This is a genomic window from Levilactobacillus zymae, assembly GCF_032190635.1.
In the GTDB taxonomy this organism is placed as follows: Bacteria; Bacillota; Bacilli; order Lactobacillales; family Lactobacillaceae; genus Levilactobacillus; species Levilactobacillus zymae_A.
In genome coordinates this window covers 77,183-103,302 of record NZ_JAVLAS010000001.1, presented here as the reverse complement: position 1 = coordinate 103,302, position 26,120 = coordinate 77,183, and the positions used below count along the sequence as shown (strand labels likewise).

Below are 26,120 nucleotides of genomic sequence, written 5' to 3'. Positions count from 1 at the left end.
CAAAAGACGCCAAAAAAGAACCGCCAATTCAAGCGAATTGGCGGTTCTTTTCATTAGGATGATTGTCTAGTCACAATACCCGTTAAGCTTTAAGCTTCGTTGGCTAGGGTGCCTAACACGTTACGTGCAACCACGGGGTCACTCGCGTAAGGTGTATCCACACCGTTGATCTTTTGGTAAGCATCTTCACCCTTACCGGCAAGAACAACCAGGTCGGTATTGGTAGCCATCGAGATGGCTTCGTGAATCGCATCTTCCCGCTTAGGAATGATGTGAGTCGTGACCTTATCGTGATCGATGTGACTATCGATTTCCTTAGCGATGGCGACGGGGTCTTCGTGACCAGGGTCGTCAGCGGTCAGGAAAGCAATGTCTGCATAATCGTTTAAAGCCCGGGCAAAGCCTTCACGCCGGTCCTCTCCCTTATCTCCGGTACTCCCCAGAAGGGCAATAATCCGTTGGTCAGGGAATTGGGTCCGTAAGAAGTGCATCAACGCATTCATGCTGCCCCAATCGTGGGCGTAATCAATGTAGATGGTCCCATGATTCTGGGTCTTGATGAATTCCATTCGCCCAGGAACGGTAGTGTGGCTTAACCCGTATTGCATGTCGGCAACCTGAGCTTGCGCGATGTGCGTTGCTAAGATGGCGGCCGTGGCGTTACTTTGGTTGAAGTCACCCGGAACCGAGACGTGGAACTGAGCACCTAAACTAGCGAGCTCGGCATTTTCTGAATTGACGGTCAGACTGAACGTACTATCCGTTAATGAGGCTTCATCGTTGACGATGGTGACATCGGCATCGTGGCTGGTCTGACTGTAAGTGAAGATGTGGTCAGGCGCAGAAGAAACCTTAGCGGCGGATAAGACTTCAGGGAAATGATCGGTATCCGCGTTAATGATGCAGTAGTCGGAATTTAACATTAACTGTTGCTTACAGAAGAGATAGTTAGCAAAGTTAGGGTGTTCGTTAATTCCGATGTGGTCAGGCGTGATGTCTAAGAAGATCCCGACGTTAAAGCGTAATCCGTAGACCCGGTCTAACAGATAGGCCTGTGAGGCCACTTCTAAGACCAGATACTTCTGGCCGTTATCAGCGGCTTCCCGCATTTCGTGGAACAAGTCCAACGATTCGGCAGTGGTTAAGTGCGCCTTAAACTCGTCTTCGGGAGCATTGCCGACAATCCGGTCAATGGTTGAGAACATCGCCGCTTGCTTTGGAAAGGCGTGTTCCAAGATGTTCCGCGTAAAGTACGTGGAAGTGGTCTTCCCCTTGGTCCCGGTATACGCGATTAAGAACATCTCGTTTTGCGGGAACTTGAAGAACAATTGAGCGGTGAGGGACATGGCCTTACGCACATCATTAACAATGATGCCAGGGACATCGACGTCGTGACTATAGTCGGTTTCCGACAAGTACGCGGTAGCGCCCTGGGTCACGGCTTGCTTCAAGTAGTCGACGGAGAAAGTCTTCCCCTTGCAGATGAACAGGCCGTTCTGACCAATCTTACGTGAATCGTATTCCAGAGAGTCGAATGAGAGGTTTTGGGCACTAGACGTTGTGCGAACAAACAGATGGTGTTCTTGTAAAAGAACAATCAGTTCTGACAAATTCATTCTAATTCCTCTTTCCTATATTGTGCCGTGTAAGTTGGTGGTTATTCGTTAGGACGCATCGTTGGGAATAACATGACGTCACGAATTGAAGGGGCATCCGTTAAGAGCATCGTCATCCGGTCGATCCCGATACCCAGACCACCAGTAGGCGGCATACCATATTCCATGGCTTCTAGGTAATCCTCATCGATCCCGTGGGCTTCTTCGTTACCTTCCTCACGTTCAGTGTCTTGGGCTTCAAACCGTTGACGTTGGTCGATTGGGTCGTTTAATTCGGTAAAGGCGTTGGCAAATTCGTTACCCGTAATGTAGAGTTCGAACCGGTCGGTGAACCGAGGGTCCTTGGCGTTCTTCTTGGCCAATGGTGAAATTTCAACGGGGTGACCGTAAACGAAGGTTGGGTCGATCAAGGTGTCTTGGACCTTTTCTTCGAAGAAGGCGTTAATAATGTGACCAACCTTCCAGTAGTCTTCGTATTCAATGTTGTTTTCGTCAGCTAACTTCTTAGCGTCGTCATCGGACATTGGTTGCCAGAAGTCGATACCCGTAACTTCCTTAATCGCATCAACCATGTGGATCCGCTTGTATGGGGATTCCAAGTCAATTGGTTGACCTTGGTAAGTGATGTGACCGTCACCGTTAACCTTGTGGGCCGTGTAACGGAAGATGTTTTCCGTTTCGTCCATGACGTCGCGGAAGTCGTAGTAAGCCGCATAGGTTTCGAGCATGTTGAATTCAGGGTTGTGACGCGTGTCAATCCCTTCGTTACGGAAGTCCTTACCCAGTTCGTAAACCTTTTCCAGGCCACCAACGATTAAGCGCTTCAAGTAAAGTTCCGTGGCAATCCGGAGATACAATGGAATGTCGAGGGCGTTAGACTTAGTAATGAATGGACGAGCTTCGGCACCACCAGCTTGCGTTTGCAGAACCGGCGTGTCAACTTCGATGAAGCCTTCGCCGTCGAGGTATTCACGAACGGCCTTCTTGATTTGCGTAACCTTCATGAACCGGTTAAAGCTGTCGCGGTTCGCGATTAAGTCTAAGTAACGTTGACGGTAAATAGACTCTTGGTTAGTTAAACCATGATACTTATCTGGTAAGGGACGTAACGCCTTGGATAAGAATTCCAGGCTAGTGATCCGTACCGTTAATTCGCCGGTATCCGTCTTGATGACGTAACCTTGAACACCAATAAAGTCACCTAAATCCAAAGACTTGTACAGATCATAAGCCTTTTCGCCTAATTCGTCTTGACGAGCATAGATCTGAACGGAACCGTCGCGGTCGAGTAAGTCTAAGAATCCAGCCTTACCACTACCACGCTTTGCAACGACACGACCTGCCAGTGTAACGTCATGCTTGGTTTCAGCTAAACTTTCTTTGGTAGCTTCACCGAACTTGTCTTGTAAGGACTGGCTGTTGTCGGTTCTATCGAAGCGATGACCAAAAGGTGCAATACCTTCATCGTGCAGCTTGTTCATCTTATCGCGACGAACCTGCATCTGATCATTCAAATCATTTGAGTTGGTACTGTTATTATTGCTGTCACTCATATTTGTGGCCTCCTAGTTAGTAGTAAGCTGACTGTTTTGATGAATATACAGAAAGTCTAACCTTAATTTAATTTATTTCAGAGCATTTAGCAAGGGGGAAGATGAGATTAATTGACCTTTTTTACCAACGGAAGATGTGAATAAGTGAGAGTTGGTACCGCTTCAAAGGGGTTTATATTAGTGTTTTAATCTATTTTTAATTTTCCTTTATTGCCCTCATTAATTTTGCTATCATTACAGTAGATAGCGTTATTTCTGAGAAAAGGACATGCAAAATAATGAATATTACACAGTTAATTCGAAAAACCTGGCCCCTTCTATTGTTAGGATTTTTAGTCAACACCGCTTACAGTGTGATGTGGCCACTAACCACCATTTACCTCCACGACGATCTCAAGCTGAACCTGGTAACCAGCGGCTGGATCTTGGTGGCTTATTCGGGGTGTAATGTTCTGGGGGGCTACCTAGGCGGTATTTTGGGGGACCGGTACTCGTTAAAACGAGTGGGACTGCTGACCCTGGTCGGTTTAATTGTGGACTCGGCGGCGGGGTTCTTCTGGAACGGCCTGATTGGCTACCCCATTGTGTTGGTTATCTTCGGGCTCTTGACGGGGGCAATGCTGACCCTGGTTACGACGATGACGGCTCAACTGAGTCACGTCGACAGTCGCCTGTTTAATCTACTATATATTTTCATTAACTTAGGGCTGGTTGCCGGAACGGCCAGCATTGGAATCTTGTTTAAGCACAGTCTACAACCGATCTTCTTGATGCTTTTGGGGTGCTACGTCTTAGCCCTGGTCGTTTGGACCTGGTCCGTGGGTCGGTTTATGGCGCAGGCGTCACACCCGCAAGCCAAGGTGGCTCAAACGGGGCGACCGCAACGGACTATGGCCCTGGTTACGTTGGGCTTGCTGCTACTCAGCCTAGTCTTAATGTGGGGCACTTACTCGCAGTGGATGAGTAACGTGTCGGTTTATGTGCAAGAAATTGGGCTTAGCATTAAGGTTTACAGCTACCTCTGGGTATACAACGGACTGTTGCTGATCTTGGTTCAATCCGTGATGACCAAGTTTAGTCATAATAAGGTATTACCGTGGCAAATTCTCGGGGGACTGCTCGCAATTTGTGGGTCGTTTCTACTATTAAGTACGGCCAAACAGATTGGCATGCTTTTCGTGGCGATGACGTTGCTGACGGTAGGAGAGGCTGTGTATGTCCCAGGAGTCCCGGCGTTGATCAACGCGTACACCGTAGGGAACGAAGGCCGCTACCAGGGCTTGGTCAATTCCTTTTCGTCGATTGGGAAAGCGTTAGGCCCGGTTTTCGGGGGCTGGATTGTTGGCGGTTCCTTAGGATTTTCGGGATTGTTTATGGTTTGTGCCGCGATTAATGGGGTTGTGGTGCTGGGCGTTTTGGGCGGCCTGCTTCCCTACATGACGACCCGACGAAAAAATAGCGGACAATAATGACGACTGCTAGGGAGAACGCGCCGGGTAATCCGGCTATGATCTCCGTTTTCAGGCGGATTGTTTGTCTTTGGAAATAAATGGGATTAATTCCAAATTTTTGTTGACGGGGGTAAGGTTGGTTGGTATAGTTATATACGTTGTCGCGAACGAGTTCTCAACTAGACCAATTCGAAGGATTGAAATTAGTTGTTGACGAGTTACTGACAAAATGTTATTCTAACTAAGTTGTCGCTAAGCGATGACGGTTCAACTAGAAACGTTGTTAAATCAAACTTCTGGTTGACATCATAACTTCCAAATGTTATGATAATTAAGTTGTTTGTTACGAAAGACGACTTGGTAGACCTTTGAAAACTGAACATTGTTTCGACAAACCAAATATGTGTAGGGCGGTTTGGACTTAGGTTCAAACCCAAACAATATTTGCGAAGTCAATTCGCTTTAAAAATGTAACAACAATCGATGAGCTATTCGAGCTTATCATCTTTTAAGATGAGAGTTTGATCCTGGCTCAGGACGAACGCTGGCGGCATGCCTAATACATGCAAGTCGAACGAGTTCCCGTTGATTGACGCGCTTGCACTGATTTCAACATTGGAACGAGTGGCGAACTGGTGAGTAACACGTGGAAAACCTGCCCAGAAGCAGGGGATAACACTTGGAAACAGGTGCTAATACCGTATAACAACAAAAACCGCATGGTTTTTGTTTGAAAGGTGGCTTCGGCTATCACTTCTGGATGGTTCCGCGGCGCATTAGCTAGTTGGTGAGGTAAAGGCCCACCAAGGCGATGATGCGTAGCCGACCTGAGAGGGTAATCGGCCACATTGGGACTGAGACACGGCCCAGACTCCTACGGGAGGCAGCAGTAGGGAATCTTCCACAATGGACGAAAGTCTGATGGAGCAATGCCGCGTGAGTGAAGAAGGGTTTCGGCTCGTAAAACTCTGTTGTTGAAGAAGAACGGGTGTCAGAGTAACTGTTGACATCGTGACGGTATTCAACCAGAAAGCCACGGCTAACTACGTGCCAGCAGCCGCGGTAATACGTAGGTGGCAAGCGTTGTCCGGATTTATTGGGCGTAAAGCGAGCGCAGGCGGTTACTTAAGTCTGATGTGAAAGCCTTCGGCTTAACCGAAGAAGTGCATCGGAAACTGGGTAACTTGAGTGCAGAAGAGGACAGTGGAACTCCATGTGTAGCGGTGGAATGCGTAGATATATGGAAGAACACCAGTGGCGAAGGCGGCTGTCTAGTCTGTAACTGACGCTGAGGCTCGAAAGCATGGGTAGCGAACAGGATTAGATACCCTGGTAGTCCATGCCGTAAACGATGAGTGCTAAGTGTTGGAGGGTTTCCGCCCTTCAGTGCTGCAGCTAACGCATTAAGCACTCCGCCTGGGGAGTACGACCGCAAGGTTGAAACTCAAAGGAATTGACGGGGGCCCGCACAAGCGGTGGAGCATGTGGTTTAATTCGAAGCTACGCGAAGAACCTTACCAGGTCTTGACATCTTCTGCCAATCTTAGAGATAAGACGTTCCCTTCGGGGACAGAATGACAGGTGGTGCATGGTTGTCGTCAGCTCGTGTCGTGAGATGTTGGGTTAAGTCCCGCAACGAGCGCAACCCTTATTATCAGTTGCCAGCATTCAGTTGGGCACTCTGGTGAGACTGCCGGTGACAAACCGGAGGAAGGTGGGGATGACGTCAAATCATCATGCCCCTTATGACCTGGGCTACACACGTGCTACAATGGACGGTACAACGAGTTGCGAAGTCGTGAGGCCAAGCTAATCTCTTAAAGCCGTTCTCAGTTCGGATTGTAGGCTGCAACTCGCCTACATGAAGTTGGAATCGCTAGTAATCGCGGATCAGCATGCCGCGGTGAATACGTTCCCGGGCCTTGTACACACCGCCCGTCACACCATGAGAGTTTGTAACACCCAAAGCCGGTGGGGTAACCTTCGGGAGCCAGCCGTCTAAGGTGGGACAGATGATTAGGGTGAAGTCGTAACAAGGTAGCCGTAGGAGAACCTGCGGCTGGATCACCTCCTTTCTAAGGAATATACGGAGGCTACACATACTTTGTCGAAACAATGGTCAGTTTTGAGGGGTCTACCCTCAAACTTGTTCTTTGAAAACTAGATATTATCAATTATTTTCCTTTAATTATTAAAGATAATTAAACCGAGAACACCGCGTTTATTTTGAGTTTTTTAATTAGTTTATTCGCTAATACTCAATTAATCAGCGGTCACGAAGTGACCGTTAGGTTAAGTTATGAAGGGCGCATGGTGAATGCCTTGGTACTAGGAGCCGATGAAGGACGGGACTAACACCGATATGCTTCGGGGAGCTGTACGTAAGCTTTGATCCGGAGATTTCCGAATGGGGAAACCCAATCATCTTTACCGATGATTACAACTTGACGAATACATACTCAAGTTGAGGCAGACGTGGGGAACTGAAACATCTAAGTACCCACAGGAAGAGAAAGAAAAATCGATTCCCTAAGTAGCGGCGAGCGAACGGGGAACAGCCCAAACCATCGAGCTTGCTCGGTGGGGTTGTAGGACTGAACATTTGAGTTACCAAAGTTAAGGATAACCGAAACATCTGGGAAGGTGTGGCAGAGCGGGTGATACCCCCGTAGGTGAAATCGTTAACTCTCAGTTCAGGATCCTGAGTACGGCCAGACACGTGAAACCTGGTCGGAATCCGGGAGGACCATCTCCCAAGGCTAAATACTCCCTAGTGACCGATAGTGAACCAGTACCGTGAGGGAAAGGTGAAAAGCACCCCGGAAGGGGAGTGAAATAGTTCCTGAAACCATGTGCCTACAATTAGTTAGAGCCCGTTAATGGGTGATAGCGTGCCTTTTGTAGAATGAACCGGCGAGTTACGTTAATTTGCAAGGTTAAGGTGTTAAGACCGGAGCCGTAGCGAAAGCGAGTCTGAAACGGGCGTTTCAGTAAGTTGACGTAGACCCGAAACCAGGTGACCTACCCATGTCCAGGTTGAAGGTGCGGTAAAGCGCACTGGAGGACCGAACCCGTGTATGTTGAAAAATGCTGGGATGAGGTGTGGGTAGCGGTGAAATTCCAAACGAACTTGGAGATAGCTGGTTCTCTCCGAAATAGCTTTAGGGTTAGCCTCGGATTTAGAATCGTGGAGGTAGAGCCACTGTTTGGACTAGGGGCCCGTCATGGGTTACTGAATTCAGATAAACTCCGAATGCCACAGATTTATATCCGGGAGTCAGACGATGAGTGATAAGATCCACCGTCGAAAGGGGAACAGCCCAGACCACCAATTAAGGTCCCTAAATATGTGCTAAGTGGAAAAGGATGTGGAATTGCATAGACAGCTAGGATGTTGGCTCAGAAGCAGCCACCATTTAAAGAGTGCGTAATAGCTCACTAGCCGAGTGACTCTGCGCCGAAAATATACCGGGGCTAAGCACATTACCGAAATTGTGGACGCGACTATGTCGCGTGATAGGAGAGCGTTCTAAGGGCGACGAAGCTAGATCGCAAGGACTAGTGGAGCGCTTAGAAGTGAGAATGCCGGTATGAGTAGCGAAAGATCAGTGAGAATCTGATCCACCGAATGACTAAGGTTTCCTGGGGAAGGCTCGTCCTCCCAGGGTTAGTCGGGACCTAAGCTGAGGCCGTAAGGCGTAAGCGATGGATAACAGGTTGATATTCCTGTACTAGTTAATATTGTTTGAACGATGGAGGGACGCAGGAGGCTAAAGCAAGCGCACGATTGGAAATGTGCGTTCAAGCGTCAAGTCTGGTGATGAGTCAAATGCTTATCGCTAAGGACAAGGCGTGATGAGGACCGAATTTTAGTAGGGAAGTGCTCCATGTCACACTGCCGAGAAAAGCTTCTAGTTAGATATTAATTACCCGTACCGCAAACCGACACAGGTAGTCGAGGAGAGTATCCTAAGGTGAGCGAGTGAACTCTCGTTAAGGAACTCGGCAAAATGACCCCGTAACTTCGGGAGAAGGGGTGCTACACGCAAGTGTAGCCGCAGTGAAAAGGCCCAGGCGACTGTTTATCAAAAACACAGGTTTCTGCAAAATCGTAAGATGAAGTATAGGGGCTGACGCCTGCCCGGTGCTGGAAGGTTAAGTGGATGAGTTAGCTTCGGCGAAGCCCAGAAATGAAGCCCCAGTAAACGGCGGCCGTAACTATAACGGTCCTAAGGTAGCGAAATTCCTTGTCGGGTAAGTTCCGACCCGCACGAAAGGCGTAACGATCTGGGCACTGTCTCAACGAGAGACTCGGTGAAATTATATTACCTGTGAAGATGCAGGTTACCCGCGACAGGACGGAAAGACCCCATGGAGCTTTACTGTAGCTTGATATTGGGTGTTGACACAGCTTGTACAGGATAGGTCGGAGCCGTAGATATCGGAACGCTAGTTTCGATGGAGGCGTTGGTGGGATACGACCCTCGCTGTGTGAACACTCTAACCCGCGCCACTTATCGTGGCGGGAGACAGTGTCAGGTGGGCAGTTTGACTGGGGCGGTCGCCTCCTAAAAAGTAACGGAGGCGCCCAAAGGTTCCCTCAGAATGGTTGGAAATCATTCGACGAGTGTAAAGGCAGAAGGGAGCTTGACTGCGAGACAGACAGGTCGAGCAGGGACGAAAGTCGGGCTTAGTGATCCGGTGGTACCGTATGGAAGGGCCATCGCTCAACGGATAAAAGCTACCCTGGGGATAACAGGCTTATCTCCCCCAAGAGTCCACATCGACGGGGAGGTTTGGCACCTCGATGTCGGCTCATCGCATCCTGGGGCTGTAGTCGGTCCCAAGGGTTGGGCTGTTCGCCCATTAAAGCGGTACGCGAGCTGGGTTCAGAACGTCGTGAGACAGTTCGGTCCCTATCCGTCGCGGGCGTAGGAAATTTGAGAGGAGCTGTCCTTAGTACGAGAGGACCGGGATGGACATACCTCTGGTGTACCAGTTGTGCCGCCAGGCGCATCGCTGGGTAGCTATGTATGGATGAGATAAACGCTGAAAGCATCTAAGTGTGAAACTCGCCTCAAGATGAGATTTCCCATTCCTTTATGGAAGTAAGACCCCTGAGAGATGATCAGGTAGATAGGTTGGAAGTGGCAGCACCGTGAGGTGTGCAGCGGACCAATACTAATCGGTCGAGGACTTAACCAAGTAATGGTGTTCTCAAAGAAAATAAGCTGGTAATATCTAGTTTTGAGAGAATAAGCTCTCAATAGTGTGGTGGCGATAGCCTGAAGGATACACCTGTTCCCATGCCGAACACAGAAGTTAAGCTTCAGCACGCCGATAGTAGTTGGGGGATCGCCCCCTGCAAGGATAGGACGTTGCCACGCAATGTCAGGAACTCAATTCGTTGAGTTCCTTTTTTTTGTGTCAAAAATTTTGGAAGCAAGTATAACTTGGTTTTTGCGGAAACCGCCAGTTAACCGTTCTCAACCACAAGCCTTACGTGGTACGACTAAGGCAGCTAAGCTCACGCTGGTTTCTTGGTGCGGAGCAAGGTGAAACGTAGATGAACAGCCGAAAAGATCGAATCTTGGTTGGCACGTGAGGATGCTTGGGTTTCATTGCAATCATCGCGGCAAGGCATTATTGACGGGCTGTTTCGCCGTTCTTGGCCCGCTAAGGTCGGCTTATTGATATTTGGGCGAGGAGACACGTTCTTTAAAGATGTGATGAATCGCCTTAACCTTTTCGGGTACCTGTAAATCGTATTACTAGTAAAGCGGACGTATACTAATATCGGAACAGTTACTTGAACAACTCTGAGATAGGCTCCGTGAAAGGTGATGATTCGATGTTGAGCGGCATCAAACTTCGACTGTACCCAACCCGCACTCAAGAAGGCCAGCTATGGCAGTTTGGCAATAATCGCTTTGTTTGGAATCAAATGTTAGTGATGGCCAAGGCCCGGTATAAAAATAATCCAAGCAGCCGCCTCATCGTTGTTTAAGCATCGTGGTGGTCAACCACGCTTTAAATCGCGGCGATCAGCTAAGCAGGCATATACCGACCGTTTTTCTGCTAGTTCGCAACCAGTTATGGCTAAGCACCGAGTTAAATTACCAAAACTCGGTAGTGTCAAGACCAGCAAGACGGGTCGGCTGATCAACGGCCTCGTTAAGCGCTATACAGTTAGCCATGACGTTACGGGACGTTACTATTTGAGTTTACAAGTTGAATTTCTGGAGCCTAAGCTACTACCTAAAACCGGGGTTCAAGTGGGTATTGACTTGGTCGTAGCTGATCTGGCGATTGTCTCTTATGGCCAGAAATATCCTAAATTTCAAGCGCTCTGGGAAGAAGAACAAGGGATTAAGTGGTAACGGAAGTTCAATCAGTGCAAACATCAAACCAAGGTCAACGTGATTCAGTGGAACCATGATAAAAATCACTTGATTGAGTTGGAACTCAATGACTATAAAAACTGGCAGCGAGCTAGGCAAAGCAAAGCGCGTTACCAGCGTAAACTCGCTAATCGGCGTAAAGACTACTTGAACAAACTGACGATCCAGTTGGTCAAAGCCTACGACGTGATTGTGATTGAGGATTTAAAAGTCAAGAATCTAATGCACAATCATCACTTGGCTAAGTCAACTGCCAATGCCAGCTGTGGGTTTCAAAGTGGTCAGAAGCCGCTCGAAATTCGCGAATGGACTTGTCCCCACTGTGGGACGCATCATGATCGTGATGTCAATGCGGCTATTAATATCCTACATAGAGGTCTAAAAACGGCCCAATAAAGTCTCTTGGTAAGATGGTTGAGCTCTGTGAGTTAGGTACTCGGAATACCGCCATAACAACCTAAACACTCCTTAACGTTCCCAGAAGTTCGGTCGTTTACGGCCGGGTAGTTACAAATCTGCCGAAATGCAAAAGATGGCAGCAGATATGCAAAAGGACCATCCGCAGAAATATATAACTATATTATTGAACCGGGCAAGAAAGGTTCAGGACCGCTGACTATGCTAAGGGTTATTTGATCTTGACTAAGGGGGCTAAGTTGTATGCCCCCGGGATTATCTGCCTTTGACTTTATCGGAACTTTGTCAAACGGTCATAAGTTTGTTGGCGAGATTTGTCATCAAAAGCATGTTGCTGTGGTGATGCCCGGCATGTATTCTAATTCGGAAAACTTCACGAATAATTTGGGATGCTGGGGCGTCTACTTTAGTTCTAACAACGACAAAAATTAGTGGATTTACTACATAAGGGATTTAAACCGTCACAAGGATTAGGTCCAAACTTAGTTAGCTCAATTTCAAGCGCTTGGGAGACTGCTAATTTTTCAGAACAAGCAACTTTGTATAACTGGCAGTCCAAGTTCCTATTAGTTAACAAGGCCGTAGCTGAAAATAAGAATGGTTGAAATGAAATGGGGTAAGTTCGTTTCTTGCACAGGAAAGTCCTTTTGGGCTTTTTTGTCTAAACGTCTACCTCACTTCTTGTTTTGCGTCTATGGGGATTCCTCATAGACTAAATACAGGAAGTGTAAAAATAATTCATTGACCGCCAGCAGTCAAATCTACCGGTTTCAATTCCGATACTAGCATCAACATGTTCGATCGAAACAAGTGAGTCGGGTTAATTGGGGGAAATAAAATAGCTAAACCGCGCAAATGGTTAGCCTCAATCCTGGTAATGCTAGGAGGTGTTGGCGCTGGAGCGTCAGCATTAACCGATAACGGGAAAATAAAAATGCGTTTGCGTTAGCTTCATTTCAATCGGATGGCTCCTTAAGTGGTGGTAAGGGTACTGGCCGGAAGTATACTAATGCGAGACCTAGTGGTTCCGTGCTCGACGGAACTAATTATTCTGGTTGATACCATAGTAAGAGCTTAAGTCCTTTTGCTCGTCTCTTGCTACCGGGGCCGCTTAGATAACAGAACTAACCTAGGAGATGCGGTTACTGTCTGGGGACAGTGCGGCATCTTTAAATCAGGGAATCAGCTAATCGGGAGAATCGTAGCGGTTGGTCTAGTGCCGACTTTCCACTAGGCGATCAGCCCAGGTAGTGGAGCTAGTCTGCTGGTAAGGTCCGGCTCACGGCTAACTTTAGCGGCCTACTTGGAGATGCTGAGTTAAACCGGGGTCTGAGACGCTCACCAAGAATTACTGAGGAACTGGGCGGGCAGGTGATCAGCGGGTAGGTCTGTTTGTCCTTCTAACCCTGCAGTTATTAGTAGGCGTCGGCGAGCGGAGTGCGGTTATAGATTAGATCCTAAGTTTGGGGAATAGATCAGTATAAATTAACGACAAAAAACGAGTTTCTCCGGGAGCCCTATTGTCAGAGCGTCGGTTTTCAGTAATAATAGAGGGAAATGCCACTTTAGCTCAGAAGGTAGAGCGTTTCCATGGTAAGGAAGAGGTCGTTGGTTCAAATCCAATAAGTGGCTTAGCTACTGGCTCGGTGGAAATGTCACCGGGCTTTTTTGATGAGCGATGTCGTGTGGCAGGCTAGCAGTACTGAGTTTGTATAAGGGCATAGGGAAGCAATAGAGGGGGAGAATTCTCGATGGCTTCAGCAGCGGAAAAGCGTCCACCGGAAGCCCGTTTCCCCGTTGAGGACGCCCAATTTGGTGACGGTGAAAATAAATTCAAAAATTCCGTTGACAGTTCCTAAGCGCTCATGGTATATTAATTAAGCTGTCGAACAGCGATGGCACAGCAGCGACGCAATTAATTGATTGAAATTAATTAATTAAAATAAGTTGTTGACATCATAACTTCTAAATGTTATGATAATTAAGTTGTCTGTTACGAAAGACAATTTGGTAGACCTTTGAAAACTGAACATTGTTTCGACAAACCAAATATGTGTAGGGCGGTTTGAACTTAGGTTCAAACCCAAACAATATTTGCGAAGTCAATTCGCTTTAAAAATGTAACAACAATCGATGAGCTATTCGAGCTTATCATCTTTTAAGATGAGAGTTTGATCCTGGCTCAGGACGAACGCTGGCGGCATGCCTAATACATGCAAGTCGAACGAGTTCCCGTTGATTGACGTGCTTGCACTGATTTCAACATTGGAACGAGTGGCGAACTGGTGAGTAACACGTGGAAAACCTGCCCAGAAGCAGGGGATAACACTTGGAAACAGGTGCTAATACCGTATAACAACAAAAACCGCATGGTTTTTGTTTGAAAGGTGGCTTCGGCTATCACTTCTGGATGGTTCCGCGGCGCATTAGCTAGTTGGTGAGGTAAAGGCCCACCAAGGCGATGATGCGTAGCCGACCTGAGAGGGTAATCGGCCACATTGGGACTGAGACACGGCCCAGACTCCTACGGGAGCAGCAGTAGGGAATCTTCCACAATGGACGAAAGTCTGATGGAGCAATGCCGCGTGAGTGAAGAAGGGTTTCGGCTCGTAAAACTCTGTTGTTGAAGAAGAACGGGTGTCAGAGTAACTGTTGACATCGTGACGGTATTCAACCAGAAAGCCACGGCTAACTACGTGCCAGCAGCCGCGGTAATACGTAGGTGGCAAGCGTTGTCCGGATTTATTGGGCGTAAAGCGAGCGCAGGCGGTTACTTAAGTCTGATGTGAAAGCCTTCGGCTTAACCGAAGAAGTGCATCGGAAACTGGGTAACTTGAGTGCAGAAGAGGACAGTGGAACTCCATGTGTAGCGGTGGAATGCGTAGATATATGGAAGAACACCAGTGGCGAAGGCGGCTGTCTAGTCTGTAACTGACGCTGAGGCTCGAAAGCATGGGTAGCGAACAGGATTAGATACCCTGGTAGTCCATGCCGTAAACGATGAGTGCTAAGTGTTGGAGGGTTTCCGCCCTTCAGTGCTGCAGCTAACGCATTAAGCACTCCGCCTGGGGAGTACGACCGCAAGGTTGAAACTCAAAGGAATTGACGGGGGCCCGCACAAGCGGTGGAGCATGTGGTTTAATTCGAAGCTACGCGAAGAACCTTACCAGGTCTTGACATCTTCTGCCAATCTTAGAGATAAGACGTTCCCTTCGGGGACAGAATGACAGGTGGTGCATGGTTGTCGTCAGCTCGTGTCGTGAGATGTTGGGTTAAGTCCCGCAACGAGCGCAACCCTTATTATCAGTTGCCAGCATTCAGTTGGGCACTCTGGTGAGACTGCCGGTGACAAACCGGAGGAAGGTGGGGATGACGTCAAATCATCATGCCCCTTATGACCTGGGCTACACACGTGCTACAATGGACGGTACAACGAGTTGCGAAGTCGTGAGGCCAAGCTAATCTCTTAAAGCCGTTCTCAGTTCGGATTGTAGGCTGCAACTCGCCTACATGAAGTTGGAATCGCTAGTAATCGCGGATCAGCATGCCGCGGTGAATACGTTCCCGGGCCTTGTACACACCGCCCGTCACACCATGAGAGTTTGTAACACCCAAAGCCGGTGGGGTAACCTTCGGGAGCCAGCCGTCTAAGGTGGGACAGATGATTAGGGTGAAGTCGTAACAAGGTAGCCGTAGGAGAACCTGCGGCTGGATCACCTCCTTTCTAAGGAATATACGGAGGCTACACATACTTTGTCGAAACAATGGTCAGTTTTGAGGGGTCTACCCTCAAACTTGTTCTTTGAAAACTAGATATTATCAATTATTTTCCTTTAATTATTAAAGATAATTAAACCGAGAACACCGCGTTTATTTTGAGTTTTTTAATTAGTTTATTCGCTAATACTCAATTAATCAGCGGTCACGAAGTGACCGTTAGGTTAAGTTATGAAGGGCGCATGGTGAATGCCTTGGTACTAGGAGCCGATGAAGGACGGGACTAACACCGATATGCTTCGGGGAGCTGTACGTAAGCTTTGATCCGGAGATTTCCGAATGGGGAAACCCAATCATCTTTACCGATGATTACAACTTGACGAATACATACTCAAGTTGAGGCAGACGTGGGGAACTGAAACATCTAAGTACCCACAGGAAGAGAAAGAAAAATCGATTCCCTAAGTAGCGGCGAGCGAACGGGGAACAGCCCAAACCATCGAGCTTGCTCGGTGGGGTTGTAGGACTGAACATTTGAGTTACCAAAGTTAAGGATAACCGAAACATCTGGGAAGGTGTGGCAGAGCGGGTGATACCCCCGTAGGTGAAATCGTTAACTCTCAGTTCAGGATCCTGAGTACGGCCAGACACGTGAAACCTGGTCGGAATCCGGGAGGACCATCTCCCAAGGCTAAATACTCCCTAGTGACCGATAGTGAACCAGTACCGTGAGGGAAAGGTGAAAAGCACCCCGGAAGGGGAGTGAAATAGTTCCTGAAACCATGTGCCTACAATTAGTTAGAGCCCGTTAATGGGTGATAGCGTGCCTTTTGTAGAATGAACCGGCGAGTTACGTTAATTTGCAAGGTTAAGGTGTTAAGACCGGAGCCGTAGCGAAAGCGAGTCTGAAACGGGCGTTTCAGTAAGTTGACGTAGACCCGAAACCAGGTGACCTACCCATGTCCAGGTTGAAGGTGCGGTAAAGCGCACTGGAGGACCGAACCCGTGTATGTTGAAAAATGCTGGGATGAGGTGTGGGTAGCGGTGAAATTCCAAACGAACTTGGAGATAGCTGGTTCTCTCCGAAATAGCTTTAGGGTTAGCCTCGGATTTAGAATCGTGGAGGTAGAGCCACTGTTTGGACTAGGGGCCCGTCATGGGTTACTGAATTCAGATAAACTCCGAATGCCACAGATTTATATCCGGGAGTCAGACGATGAGTGATAAGATCCACCGTCGAAAGGGGAACAGCCCAGACCACCAATTAAGGTCCCTAAATATGTGCTAAGTGGAAAAGGATGTGGAATTGCATAGACAGCTAGGATGTTGGCTCAGAAGCAGCCACCATTTAAAGAGTGCGTAATAGCTCACTAGCCGAGTGACTCTGCGCCGAAAATATACCGGGGCTAAGCACATTACCGAAATTGTGGACGCGACTATGTCGCGTGATAGGAGAGCGTTCTAAGGGCGACGAAGCTAGATCGCAAGGACTAGTGGAGCGCTTAGAAGTGAGAATGCCGGTATGAGTAGCGAAAGATCAGTGAGAATCTGATCCACCGAATGACTAAGGTTTCCTGGGGAAGGCTCGTCCTCCCAGGGTTAGTCGGGACCTAAGCTGAGGCCGTAAGGCGTAAGCGATGGATAACAGGTTGATATTCCTGTACTAGTTAATATTGTTTGAACGATGGAGGGACGCAGGAGGCTAAAGCAAGCGCACGATTGGAAATGTGCGTTCAAGCGTCAAGTCTGGTGATGAGTCAAATGCTTATCGCTAAGGACAAGGCGTGATGAGGACCGAATTTTAGTAGGGAAGTGCTCCATGTCACACTGCCGAGAAAAGCTTCTAGTTAGATATTAATTACCCGTACCGCAAACCGACACAGGTAGTCGAGGAGAGTATCCTAAGGTGAGCGAGTGAACTCTCGTTAAGGAACTCGGCAAAATGACCCCGTAACTTCGGGAGAAGGGGTGCTACACGCAAGTGTAGCCGCAGTGAAAAGGCCCAGGCGACTGTTTATCAAAAACACAGGTTTCTGCAAAATCGTAAGATGAAGTATAGGGGCTGACGCCTGCCCGGTGCTGGAAGGTTAAGTGGATGAGTTAGCTTCGGCGAAGCCCAGAAATGAAGCCCCAGTAAACGGCGGCCGTAACTATAACGGTCCTAAGGTAGCGAAATTCCTTGTCGGGTAAGTTCCGACCCGCACGAAAGGCGTAACGATCTGGGCACTGTCTCAACGAGAGACTCGGTGAAATTATATTACCTGTGAAGATGCAGGTTACCCGCGACAGGACGGAAAGACCCCATGGAGCTTTACTGTAGCTTGATATTGGGTGTTGACACAGCTTGTACAGGATAGGTCGGAGCCGTAGATATCGGAACGCTAGTTTCGATGGAGGCGTTGGTGGGATACGACCCTCGCTGTGTGAACACTCTAACCCGCGCCACTTATCGTGGCGGGAGACAGTGTCAGGTGGGCAGTTTGACTGGGGCGGTCGCCTCCTAAAAAGTAACGGAGGCGCCCAAAGGTTCCCTCAGAATGGTTGGAAATCATTCGACGAGTGTAAAGGCAGAAGGGAGCTTGACTGCGAGACAGACAGGTCGAGCAGGGACGAAAGTCGGGCTTAGTGATCCGGTGGTACCGTATGGAAGGGCCATCGCTCAACGGATAAAAGCTACCCTGGGGATAACAGGCTTATCTCCCCCAAGAGTCCACATCGACGGGGAGGTTTGGCACCTCGATGTCGGCTCATCGCATCCTGGGGCTGTAGTCGGTCCCAAGGGTTGGGCTGTTCGCCCATTAAAGCGGTACGCGAGCTGGGTTCAGAACGTCGTGAGACAGTTCGGTCCCTATCCGTCGCGGGCGTAGGAAATTTGAGAGGAGCTGTCCTTAGTACGAGAGGACCGGGATGGACATACCTCTGGTGTACCAGTTGTGCCGCCAGGCGCATCGCTGGGTAGCTATGTATGGATGAGATAAACGCTGAAAGCATCTAAGTGTGAAACTCGCCTCAAGATGAGATTTCCCATTCCTTTATGGAAGTAAGACCCCTGAGAGATGATCAGGTAGATAGGTTGGAAGTGGCAGCACCGTGAGGTGTGCAGCGGACCAATACTAATCGGTCGAGGACTTAACCAAGTAATGGTGTTCTCAAAGAAAATAAGCTGGTAATATCTAGTTTTGAGAGAATAAGCTCTCAATAGTATGGTGGCGATAGCCTGAAGGATACACCTGTTCCCATGCCGAACACAGAAGTTAAGCTTCAGCACGCCGATAGTAGTTGGGGGATCGCCCCCTGCAAGGATAGGACGTTGCCACGCAATGTCAGGAACTCAATTCGATTGAGTTCCTTTTTTTGTACAATGGTTAAAATTCTAACTAACGGCGGTGATGCCCCGTTTAAGGTCCGCTAATCTGCGCGGGGACGCGCTCGATCCGGTCTCCCCACAACGGGTTATTGGTTAACTTAAACTCAATAATTTCAAGTTTTGTCCCAGTGAAGTGCGTCGTTTTTTCGGGCTTGTGCTATCATTATGAGGTGAGCAGAATTCTGAAAAAACGATTAGACTATGAGAGAATGGGTGAAGATAATGAAGAGATACCGAAGTTACCGGCTTAGTTTAGGCTGGCAAATTTTAATTGGGTTAGTCTTAGGAATTGTTTTAGGAGTCATTTTCTACCAGAACAAAATGGCCATTACCGCCATGCAGAACATCGGGAACATGTTCATTGGCCTGATCCAAATGATCGTCTTACCAATCGTGGTTTCCTGTTTAACCGTGGGGATTGCCAACATGGGTGACATTAAGCAGTTAGGTCGGGTCGGCGGGAAGACGCTGATCTACTTTGAAATTATGACGACGATTGCGATTGCCCTCGGGCTGTTAGTCGGGAATGTCTTCCATCCTGGGTCGTTTATTGACATTCACCAACTACATAGCACGGATATCAGTCAATACGTCTCTACGGCCAAATCAGCCAAGAATACGGGAATCTGGGCAACCCTCATGGGCATTATTCCCACCAACTTCTTCAAATCCTTGAGTGAAGGCGATATGATGCCCGTCATCTTCTTCTCCGTCTTCTTCGGGTTGGGGACCGCGGCCATCGGCAAGCAGGGGAAAATCATTATTGATTTCCTAGATGCCGTTTCGCAAGTCATGTTCCGCGTCACGAACTGGGTGATGCATACCGCGCCCATCGGGGTTTGTGCCCTGATTGGGGTCACCATTGCCCAAATGGGGCTCTCCGCGTTAGCTCCCCTGGGCTACTTCATCATCTTGGCGTACGCCACCATGGCGATCTTCATCCTGGTCTTCATGGGCCTAGTTGCCCGGCTCTTCGGTTTTCGTCTGTGGGACCTGCTGACGGTGATTAAGGATGAAGCCATCCTGGCTTTCTCCACGGCCAGTTCCGAAGCCACGTTACCGCGGTTAATTGATAAGATGGATAAGTTCGGGGTCAGTCAGGGGATTGTTTCCTTTGTGATTCCAACCGGCTACACCTTCAACCTGGACGGGTCGGCCATTTATCAATCGCTAGCGGCCTTATTCCTGGCTCAGGCCTACCACATCCACTTGAGCTTAGGCCAGCAGATTACCCTGTTAGTGGTCCTGATGATCACTAGTAAGGGGATGGCCGGGGTTCCCGGTGCGTCCTTCGTGGTCTTACTTGCGACGGTTTCGACGATTGGGGTCCCTATGAGTGGGTTAACCTTTATCGCCGGGATTGACCGGTTAGTCGACATGGGGCGGACCGCCGTTAACGTGGTGGGGAACTCCCTGGCCACGGTGGTCATTGGTAAGTCCGAACATGAATTTAGCGAAGAAAAGAGTCAGGCTTATCTCGCCAATATGCGAGCGGGGAAGAAAGCCTAACCGTGATTAAGGGTAAACTAAAAGACCTCGTCATGACCGGTAGTGGTCGTGACGAGGTCTTTTTTGACTTCAGCGTATTTACTAAACCTGACCAGCTCATTCACCCGGTTAAGGTGGCCACTTGCGGGGTGATTCCCATCAGCCCATGGGTAAGCGCCTTATTCGTGTGAATAACCGTCTGTGGCGGTTTGGTCAAGGGTTCGACGACAGACTTTAAAACACCAAAATAGTAGAAACGGCGTCAGTTACTTAACGCTTTCCCCCCATAGGGTTCCCCCAGTGGTGAAGCAGCCTACCCAAGCTCACACGTCAGTGCATCATAGCGGGGCAGGGCCGGAAAAACAACGTAACTCTAGCTTGCGTTATCGATTAAATGGCTTCAACCGGTTAGTCCCCAAACGAGTACGAGAAGGTCAGATACGGAAATGTTGGGTCTAACACCAACGGCATCTGAGTTAACGGCGGACTAACGGATCGCTTCTAAAATCTAAGGCCGAATTCACCGCATCAAGCTACGGTGTCCGGACCGGGAAAGCTAGTGTCACGGGTTGCTCCTCAAAGCGTCAACCAAGAGGGATGAACCAACGCTATCTTTCCCACCAGAGAGTGACACGCTCCAGGGTCATCTGTTAATGTCGTCATGTTCATCACCTCCCGTAAATGTTTAGGTCCAAATTAAAAGCGCCCGGCTCCACTAACTAGCCGCGCGCACATCAAATAGCATGTGAACAAAATCAGCTAGTCGTTGAGTTTTAGCACTATACGGCGTAGTTTGTTCAACAGCTACATTAGATCAGGCCTTATGTTGACCTGAACAGCTGACTCATTGGCGTTTCTCGACGTTTCTGAGCAGTAGCATTTTCCATATAGGAGCCTCACCTAACAGCTTCTAATTTATCTTACAAAGTTAGTCTACCCGAATTTTTTCCGGAGTGCAAGGACAACGCATTTTTTCAAAGAATTTCCTATGAAAATTGTTATAGTCGACACAGCAAAGTGGAAGCTACTAAAAAAACCGATGAGCGGGGCCCATCGGTTATCTAAAAACTTAAATGCCTTGTTCAATTTGCGCGTAGTTTTGGTGGTACCAGCCTTCCCAAGTGGTGTCCTTGAGCGACCCGTTCGCGTTATACGCCACCTTGACCGTCTTTAAGATGTTCAAGAAGAGGGGCCGCTTGTACTTCAAGACACCGGCGATCAATTCTGCCGGGGAGAAGTAGCGGTTTTCGAAGAGATATCGGTTGATATCGTTCATGGAATAATCAACCCGGTATTGAGATAAAATCTCCAGGTCATTTTGCTTAAAATGCGCAATGTAAAAGTGCGCAAAATCGGTTAAAGCCGTTTGTTGGGCGTTTTCGTCCAAGTCGGTAATTGTTAATACTGAGTCTGACAAACTCGGGACCTCCTTTAAGTTATCGCGACAGTGGTTGGCCAGCAACCACACCCTTTTCTATTATGGCACTTTTTAGCGACCGGTAAAGGCTCGATTCTCGAATTCTTGTGATTTGGTGGTTCAAGCAACCAAGATACCCGCTTGAAAACGCCCGTTAACGGGGATTTTAGCGAATCTCCACCAGAATAGGGGGGCTAGTGTATAATAAGACCGGTAAACAGCAGAAGGGAGCTTAGCGCGATGCAGGTGTTTGTGGTGGGGGCCAACGGTCAGATTGGTCGCTTAGTGGTACAACAACTTTTAGCCCGGGGGGATACCCCCATTGCCGGGTTACGGCCGGGAGAGGACAATGAGGATTGGGAAGACTTAGGCGTCAAAGTTTGCGATTTTGATTTGTTAGCCAAGCCGGAAACCTTAGCCAGTCGCTTGTTGGGGATTGATGCCCTGATCTTTGCGGCGGGATCGGGGAGTCGCACCAAGGACGACATGACCCTGCTGATCGACCTAGACGGGGCGGTCAAAACCATGCAAGCCGCTGAAATTGCCGGGGTACGTCGCTTTCTCATGATCAGTATGCTCTTTGCGGAGGATCGCAACCGGTGGGCGGCGCCCCTACAAGCTCTGTATGCGGCGAAGTTCTATGCGGACCACTGGTTAACTCACCAGACGCAGCTCGCGTACACCATCGTCGAGCCCGGGGCATTGTCTTTCCACCCGGCGACAGGGCTGGTCAAAAGTGATCCCATTGCCGTGGGGAGCGTCCCGCGCGGGGATGTTGCGGCTTTCTTGGTGGCGGCGTTGCACGATGAACGGACCGTGGGTAAAACCATCCCGTTACTGCAGGGGGATCAGTCCATTGCGCAGGTGTTAGACCAATTATGAGCAGCAGACCGGTGAACCGGGATGGATTTTGTTATAATAAACTTATAAACTAGATAAGTTGAACCCGACACCTTGAAGGAGGCCACCTACGATGACTGATAACTTAGTGTTAGCCCCACCGCAAGCCCGCGAATTAGCCCACCATTTAGACGAATGGTGCAAGTGGCGCCAGAGTAGCGATGAGTTGACCGCCGATGCCAACTGGGAGCGGTTCATTGAAAAGAGTCGGGAAAAGGCGCAATGGCAGGCCGGCTTGGCTGCCGAAATCGACCGCTGGGAAAATCTCCACGCCATTCACTTGGCGTTAGCGGAACAGCTGGGTGGACTCACCCATGCGGGTAGCCAGACGCGCCAATAAATTAACTCTAACCCTAACGACCGGTGTTTACGTCCCGGTCGTTTTTGGTTGGTCAATTTAGGTTTAAGCCATAAAAAAGACGCCCCGAGGGACGTCTTTTTCGATACTAGTATTAAAGGTTTATTGTTCTTCGTACCATGAGTAGTGGAAGTCACCCTTACGGTCCCGACGTTCGTAGGTGTGTGCCCCGAAGTAGTCCCGTTGTGCTTGCAACAAGTTAGCAGGTAAGACTTCTGCCCGGAAACTGTCGTAGTAGGTGATGGCAGCGGAGAAGCTAGGAACAGGAATCCCAGCTTGAACGGCCAAGGCAACCACGTCACGAACGGATTGTTGATACTTCTTGGAGATGTCCTTGAAGTAGTCATCAAAGAGTAAGTTGGTCAACTTAGGATCCTTGTCGAAGGCATCGGTGATGTTTTGCAGGAATTGGGCCCGGATAATGCAACCGCCACGCCAGATTTGTGCTAATTCACCGAATTGTAAGTTCCAATCGTAGGTTTCGGAAGCAACCCGGAGTTGTTCGAACCCTTGGGCGTAACTCATCAACTTACTGAAGAAGAGGGCTTGACGAACCTTTTCGATAAATTCAGTCTTGTCACCAAAGTCAACGTTACCTTGCTTTTCAGCAGCTGGTAAGACCTTGGATGCCTTAACCCGTTCGTCCTTCATCATGGAGATGTAACGAGCGTAAACGGATTCGGTAATGACGGATTGTGGGACTTGGATGTTCAACGCATCTTCGGAACTCCACTTACCAGTCCCCTTGTTGTTCCCACGGTCCAGGATGGCATCGATGATTGGTAAGTTCTTGTCGTCGCCTAAGTCATCCTTACGAGTCAGGATGTCTGCGGTGATTTCAACCAAGTAACTGTCCAGTTCACCCTTGTTCCATTCCTTGAAGATGTCAGCCATTTCGTCAACGGAAATGCCGGCAACGTTGCGCATGATGTTGTAGCTTTCGTCGATCAGCTCTTCATCACCGTATTCGATCCCGTTGTGGACCATCTTGACGTAGTGACCAGCACCGTTAGGGCCGATGTAGGAAACACATGGCTTGCCGTCTTGAGGGGCCTTAGCAGAGATTTGTTCCAGGATAGGTGCAACCAAATCGTAAGCTTCCTTTTGGCCACCAGGCATTAATGATGGGCCTTGTAAGGCACCCAGTTCACCACCGGATACCCCCATGCCGATAAAGTTGATCCCGGACTTGTCGAGTTCAGCGTTACGAGCCATGGTATCGTGGAAGTTCGTGTTCCCACCATCGATTAAGACATCACCCTTGTCCAGCAATGGTAAGAGTTCTTGGATAACGGCATCGGTTGGCTTACCAGCCTTCACCATCAATAAAATCCGCCGTGGCGTTTCCAGTGACTTCACGAAGTCGGCCACCGAGTAACTCGGGATTAACTTCTTTTCACTGTGATCCTTCATGACGTCCTTGGTCCGGAAATCAGAACGGTTGTAAATGCCAACCGTGTAACCGCGACTTTCAATGTTCAGGGCTAAGTTCTTGCCCATGACCGCCATACCAACAACACCAATGTTTGCTTTTTGATCTGCCATTAGTAACCTTCCTTTATGTTCAGAATTAAATCAGGCCTTACAGGGTTAAGTGTATCATCTCACAATCTGAAAGTGAACTATTTTAACCCTATTGTTTGAAAATTGTAACTAATTTTCATCTTTGGGCCGTTCAAACGGGGTCTGAAACCGTGTGGGGTCTGCTTGCAAGCGTTCGATGTTCGTGGCGACCCGGGCCAATAGTTCTTCGAGCATTAACCGTTCACCGGCGGAAAAGTCAACCGTTCCCAGGGTGAGGAGGGTTTGTTCGTAGTGTTGGAGCTGGGGGTAGAAGGCCTGAGCCTGAGTGGTGGGGACCAGGCACTTGCGTTTCTTATCGGCGGGGTCGGGTTGACGCACCAGGTAACCCCCGGTGATCAACTTGCGAACGGTGCGCAGGCAGGTCGAGGGATCCACGTGGAGCTGGGCTGCTAATTCGGCTTGGGTAATGCCCGGCGAGTCCAGGATGTGGAGAAGGTAGAGAAATTGGTTATTTTGGAGGTGTTGGTGGCTAAAGAGGTGATTGCCCATGCTCGACGTGGCGCGCGCAATCAACCCGATGCTGCGAAATGAATTTGGCATGTTAATCTCCTCAAAAAGTAGTTGCATTTGCAATTAAATAATGTCATACTTGCCATCAATCATAACACGAAAGAGACGAGAGAAAAATGATAAGTTGGCAAATTAGTGACTTTAAACACCTGACCACGACGGCTTTTTATGATCTTGCATATGAACGTACCCGCACCTTCGTGGTGGCCCAGCACCGCGTCTACCAAGAGATTGATGCGATCGATCAGGTCGCCCGCCACATCCTGGGGTACCAGGAGGGGCACTTAGTGGCGTATGCCCGGGTCTTTCACGAGCACGATCACGCCACCTTTGGCCGTGTCTTGACGGTTCCCGAGGTGCGCGGCCAGGGTGTGGGGCGCTTGTTGATGCAACAAATCACCACCGAACTGGATCGCGACTTTGCGGGCCAACCGGTGGTGATCGAAGCCCAGGTGGATAAACAGGGCTTTTATGAAAAATTCGATTATGCGGCGGAAGGGCGCCCCTTCCTGTTTAACCACACGCCCCACATCAAGATGGTTCGGCGAGCTTAGCGCAACAGGTAGCCGCCGTCTACGGGGATGGTGGTCCCGGTGACGTAGTTCGAGGCGTCGCTGGCGAGAAAGACCAACGTTCCCATGAGTTCTTGGGGTTGGGCCCAGTGACCGGCGGGGATGTGGGCGAGGATTTCTTGGTTTCGTTGCGGATCGTTTTGGAGCGCCTTGGTCATTGGGGTGTCGATGTAGCCCGGAGCGATAGCGTTGACTTGAATGTTATCGGCGGCTAGCGCGTCGGCATAGGCCTTGGTGAGCCCTACCACGGCGTGCTTGCTGGCGGTGTACGGGAAGATGAACTTGCCGGCCCTAAAGGACTGCATCGATCCAATGTTGATGATTTTACCGTGACCTTGATCGGCCATGACCTGGGCAACTTCGTGGGAGAGGTAGTACAACGCGTTAAGGTTTAAGTCTAAGACCTTACGCCAATCGTCGTCCTTGAAGTCGCGCCAGTTATTCCGCAACTGCATCCCGGCGTTGTTGACCAGGATGTCGATGTGGTCGAATTGCTGTTGGGCGGTCTCCGCAATCTTACGGGCGGCTCCCTGAGCGGTCAGGTCACACTTGAGAAAGGCGACTTGACCGGAAGCCACGTCGTCCATCGAGCGGATGGTGTCCCAGTTCTTATCGGTTCGGCTGACCACTAACACGCGGGCACCGGAACGCAGTAACGCTTGGGTATAATAGAAGCCTAAGCCGGAAGCGCCACCGGTCACAATCGCGGTTTTGTGGTCGAGCCGGAAGAAGTTGCTTGAAAATTCTGGTAATGTTGACATACGAAAAT

Annotated in this window: 11 protein-coding genes, 1 tRNA gene, 6 rRNA genes, 1 pseudogene and 1 riboswitch; of the genes and pseudogenes, 13 read left to right on the top strand and 6 right to left on the bottom strand. The window is 49.2% G+C overall.

Annotated features, from left to right (window positions below):
• Positions 1-89: 89 nt before the first annotated feature.
• Both RI501_RS00350 and lysS read right to left on the bottom strand, forming a co-directional pair.
• On the bottom strand, positions 90-1,616 hold the full coding sequence (locus RI501_RS00350) for a UDP-N-acetylmuramoyl-L-alanyl-D-glutamate--2,6-diaminopimelate ligase (protein ID WP_313819821.1): 1,527 nt from the start codon (positions 1,614-1,616) through the stop codon (positions 90-92).
• 41 nt (positions 1,617-1,657) lie between these two features.
• A complete protein-coding gene (gene lysS / locus RI501_RS00345; RefSeq protein WP_313819820.1) occupies positions 1,658-3,169 on the bottom strand; it encodes a lysine--tRNA ligase in 1,512 nt (503 codons plus the stop codon).
• A gap of 278 nt (positions 3,170-3,447) precedes the next feature.
• Between lysS and RI501_RS00340 the strand changes: the two genes are divergently transcribed.
• The 10 genes and pseudogenes from RI501_RS00340 to RI501_RS00295 all read left to right on the top strand — a co-directional run bounded on the left by RI501_RS00340 (position 3,448) and on the right by RI501_RS00295 (position 20,031).
• Positions 3,448-4,638, top strand: a complete 1,191-nt coding sequence (locus RI501_RS00340; RefSeq protein WP_313819819.1) for an MFS transporter — start codon at positions 3,448-3,450, stop codon at positions 4,636-4,638.
• Positions 4,639-5,129: 491 nt separating this feature from the next.
• Positions 5,130-6,695: ribosomal RNA gene (locus RI501_RS00335) — 16S ribosomal RNA — on the top strand.
• A gap of 215 nt (positions 6,696-6,910) precedes the next feature.
• Positions 6,911-9,825, top strand: a 23S ribosomal RNA gene (locus RI501_RS00330).
• A 65-nt stretch (positions 9,826-9,890) separates the two neighbouring features.
• A 5S ribosomal RNA gene (gene rrf, locus RI501_RS00325) occupies positions 9,891-10,007 on the top strand.
• The 16S, 23S and 5S rRNA genes sit together here, the layout of an rRNA operon.
• A gap of 464 nt (positions 10,008-10,471) precedes the next feature.
• Positions 10,472-11,417, top strand: a pseudogene (locus RI501_RS00320) (RNA-guided endonuclease TnpB family protein).
• A gap of 1,580 nt (positions 11,418-12,997) precedes the next feature.
• Positions 12,998-13,070: transfer RNA gene (locus RI501_RS00315), tRNA-Thr, on the top strand.
• Positions 13,071-13,597: 527 nt separating this feature from the next.
• Positions 13,598-15,162: ribosomal RNA gene (locus RI501_RS00310) — 16S ribosomal RNA — on the top strand.
• Between the two features lie 215 nt (positions 15,163-15,377).
• A 23S ribosomal RNA gene (locus tag RI501_RS00305) occupies positions 15,378-18,292 on the top strand.
• Between the two features lie 65 nt (positions 18,293-18,357).
• Positions 18,358-18,474 (top strand): 5S ribosomal RNA (gene rrf, locus RI501_RS00300).
• A 270-nt stretch (positions 18,475-18,744) separates the two neighbouring features.
• Complete coding sequence (locus RI501_RS00295; protein WP_313819818.1) at positions 18,745-20,031, top strand: cation:dicarboxylate symporter family transporter; 1,287 nt, start codon at positions 18,745-18,747, stop codon at positions 20,029-20,031.
• A gap of 730 nt (positions 20,032-20,761) precedes the next feature.
• Positions 20,762-20,925: riboswitch (M-box (ykoK) riboswitch) on the bottom strand.
• Between the two features lie 154 nt (positions 20,926-21,079).
• Here the strand turns inward: RI501_RS00295 and RI501_RS00290 are convergent.
• Positions 21,080-21,427, bottom strand: coding sequence for a hypothetical protein (locus RI501_RS00290; RefSeq protein ID WP_313819817.1), 348 nt, complete (start codon positions 21,425-21,427; stop codon positions 21,080-21,082).
• A 240-nt stretch (positions 21,428-21,667) separates the two neighbouring features.
• Between RI501_RS00290 and RI501_RS00285 the strand changes: the two genes are divergently transcribed.
• Entirely contained in the window at positions 21,668-22,309 is a 642-nt protein-coding gene (locus RI501_RS00285; protein WP_313819816.1) for an SDR family oxidoreductase, read from the top strand.
• A 91-nt stretch (positions 22,310-22,400) separates the two neighbouring features.
• Positions 22,401-22,667, top strand: coding sequence for a hypothetical protein (locus RI501_RS00280; protein WP_313819815.1), 267 nt, complete (start codon positions 22,401-22,403; stop codon positions 22,665-22,667).
• A gap of 120 nt (positions 22,668-22,787) precedes the next feature.
• Here RI501_RS00280 and gndA read toward each other — a convergent pair whose 3' ends face one another.
• Positions 22,788-24,230 (bottom strand): NADP-dependent phosphogluconate dehydrogenase, encoded by a 1,443-nt coding sequence (gene gndA, locus RI501_RS00275; RefSeq protein WP_057804445.1) that lies wholly within the window; start codon positions 24,228-24,230, stop codon positions 22,788-22,790.
• 108 nt (positions 24,231-24,338) lie between these two features.
• A complete protein-coding gene (locus RI501_RS00270) occupies positions 24,339-24,809 on the bottom strand; it encodes a MarR family winged helix-turn-helix transcriptional regulator (RefSeq protein WP_313819814.1) in 471 nt (156 codons plus the stop codon).
• Positions 24,810-24,895: 86 nt separating this feature from the next.
• Between RI501_RS00270 and RI501_RS00265 the strand changes: the two genes are divergently transcribed.
• Positions 24,896-25,333 (top strand): GNAT family N-acetyltransferase, encoded by a 438-nt coding sequence (locus RI501_RS00265; RefSeq protein ID WP_313819813.1) that lies wholly within the window; start codon positions 24,896-24,898, stop codon positions 25,331-25,333.
• Here RI501_RS00265 and RI501_RS00260 read toward each other — a convergent pair.
• Positions 25,330-26,112 carry a glucose 1-dehydrogenase gene (locus RI501_RS00260; RefSeq protein ID WP_313819812.1) on the bottom strand — a complete coding sequence of 261 codons (783 nt, stop codon included), beginning with the start codon at positions 26,110-26,112 and terminating at the stop codon, positions 25,330-25,332. The two genes, RI501_RS00265 and RI501_RS00260, sit on opposite strands and share 4 nt — an antisense overlap.
• Between the last annotated feature and the right edge of the window lie 8 nt (positions 26,113-26,120).

What these genes read in the sequence shown, in the direction of transcription:
- RI501_RS00265 (WP_313819813.1), top strand. Translation starts at nt 24,896, where the DNA reads ATGATAAGTTGGCAAATTAGTGACTTTAAACACCTGACCACGACGGCT.
- RI501_RS00270 (WP_313819814.1), bottom strand. Translation starts at nt 24,809, where the DNA reads ATGCCAAATTCATTTCGCAGCATCGGGTTGATTGCGCGCGCCACGTCG.
- RI501_RS00285 (WP_313819816.1), top strand. Translation starts at nt 21,668, where the DNA reads ATGCAGGTGTTTGTGGTGGGGGCCAACGGTCAGATTGGTCGCTTAGTG.
- RI501_RS00340 (WP_313819819.1), top strand. Translation starts at nt 3,448, where the DNA reads ATGAATATTACACAGTTAATTCGAAAAACCTGGCCCCTTCTATTGTTA.
- lysS (WP_313819820.1), bottom strand. Translation starts at nt 3,169, where the DNA reads ATGAGTGACAGCAATAATAACAGTACCAACTCAAATGATTTGAATGAT.
- RI501_RS00280 (WP_313819815.1), top strand. Translation starts at nt 22,401, where the DNA reads ATGACTGATAACTTAGTGTTAGCCCCACCGCAAGCCCGCGAATTAGCC.
- RI501_RS00260 (WP_313819812.1), bottom strand. Translation starts at nt 26,112, where the DNA reads ATGTCAACATTACCAGAATTTTCAAGCAACTTCTTCCGGCTCGACCAC.
- gndA (WP_057804445.1), bottom strand. Translation starts at nt 24,230, where the DNA reads ATGGCAGATCAAAAAGCAAACATTGGTGTTGTTGGTATGGCGGTCATG.
- RI501_RS00350 (WP_313819821.1), bottom strand. Translation starts at nt 1,616, where the DNA reads ATGAATTTGTCAGAACTGATTGTTCTTTTACAAGAACACCATCTGTTT.
- RI501_RS00295 (WP_313819818.1), top strand. Translation starts at nt 18,745, where the DNA reads ATGAAGAGATACCGAAGTTACCGGCTTAGTTTAGGCTGGCAAATTTTA.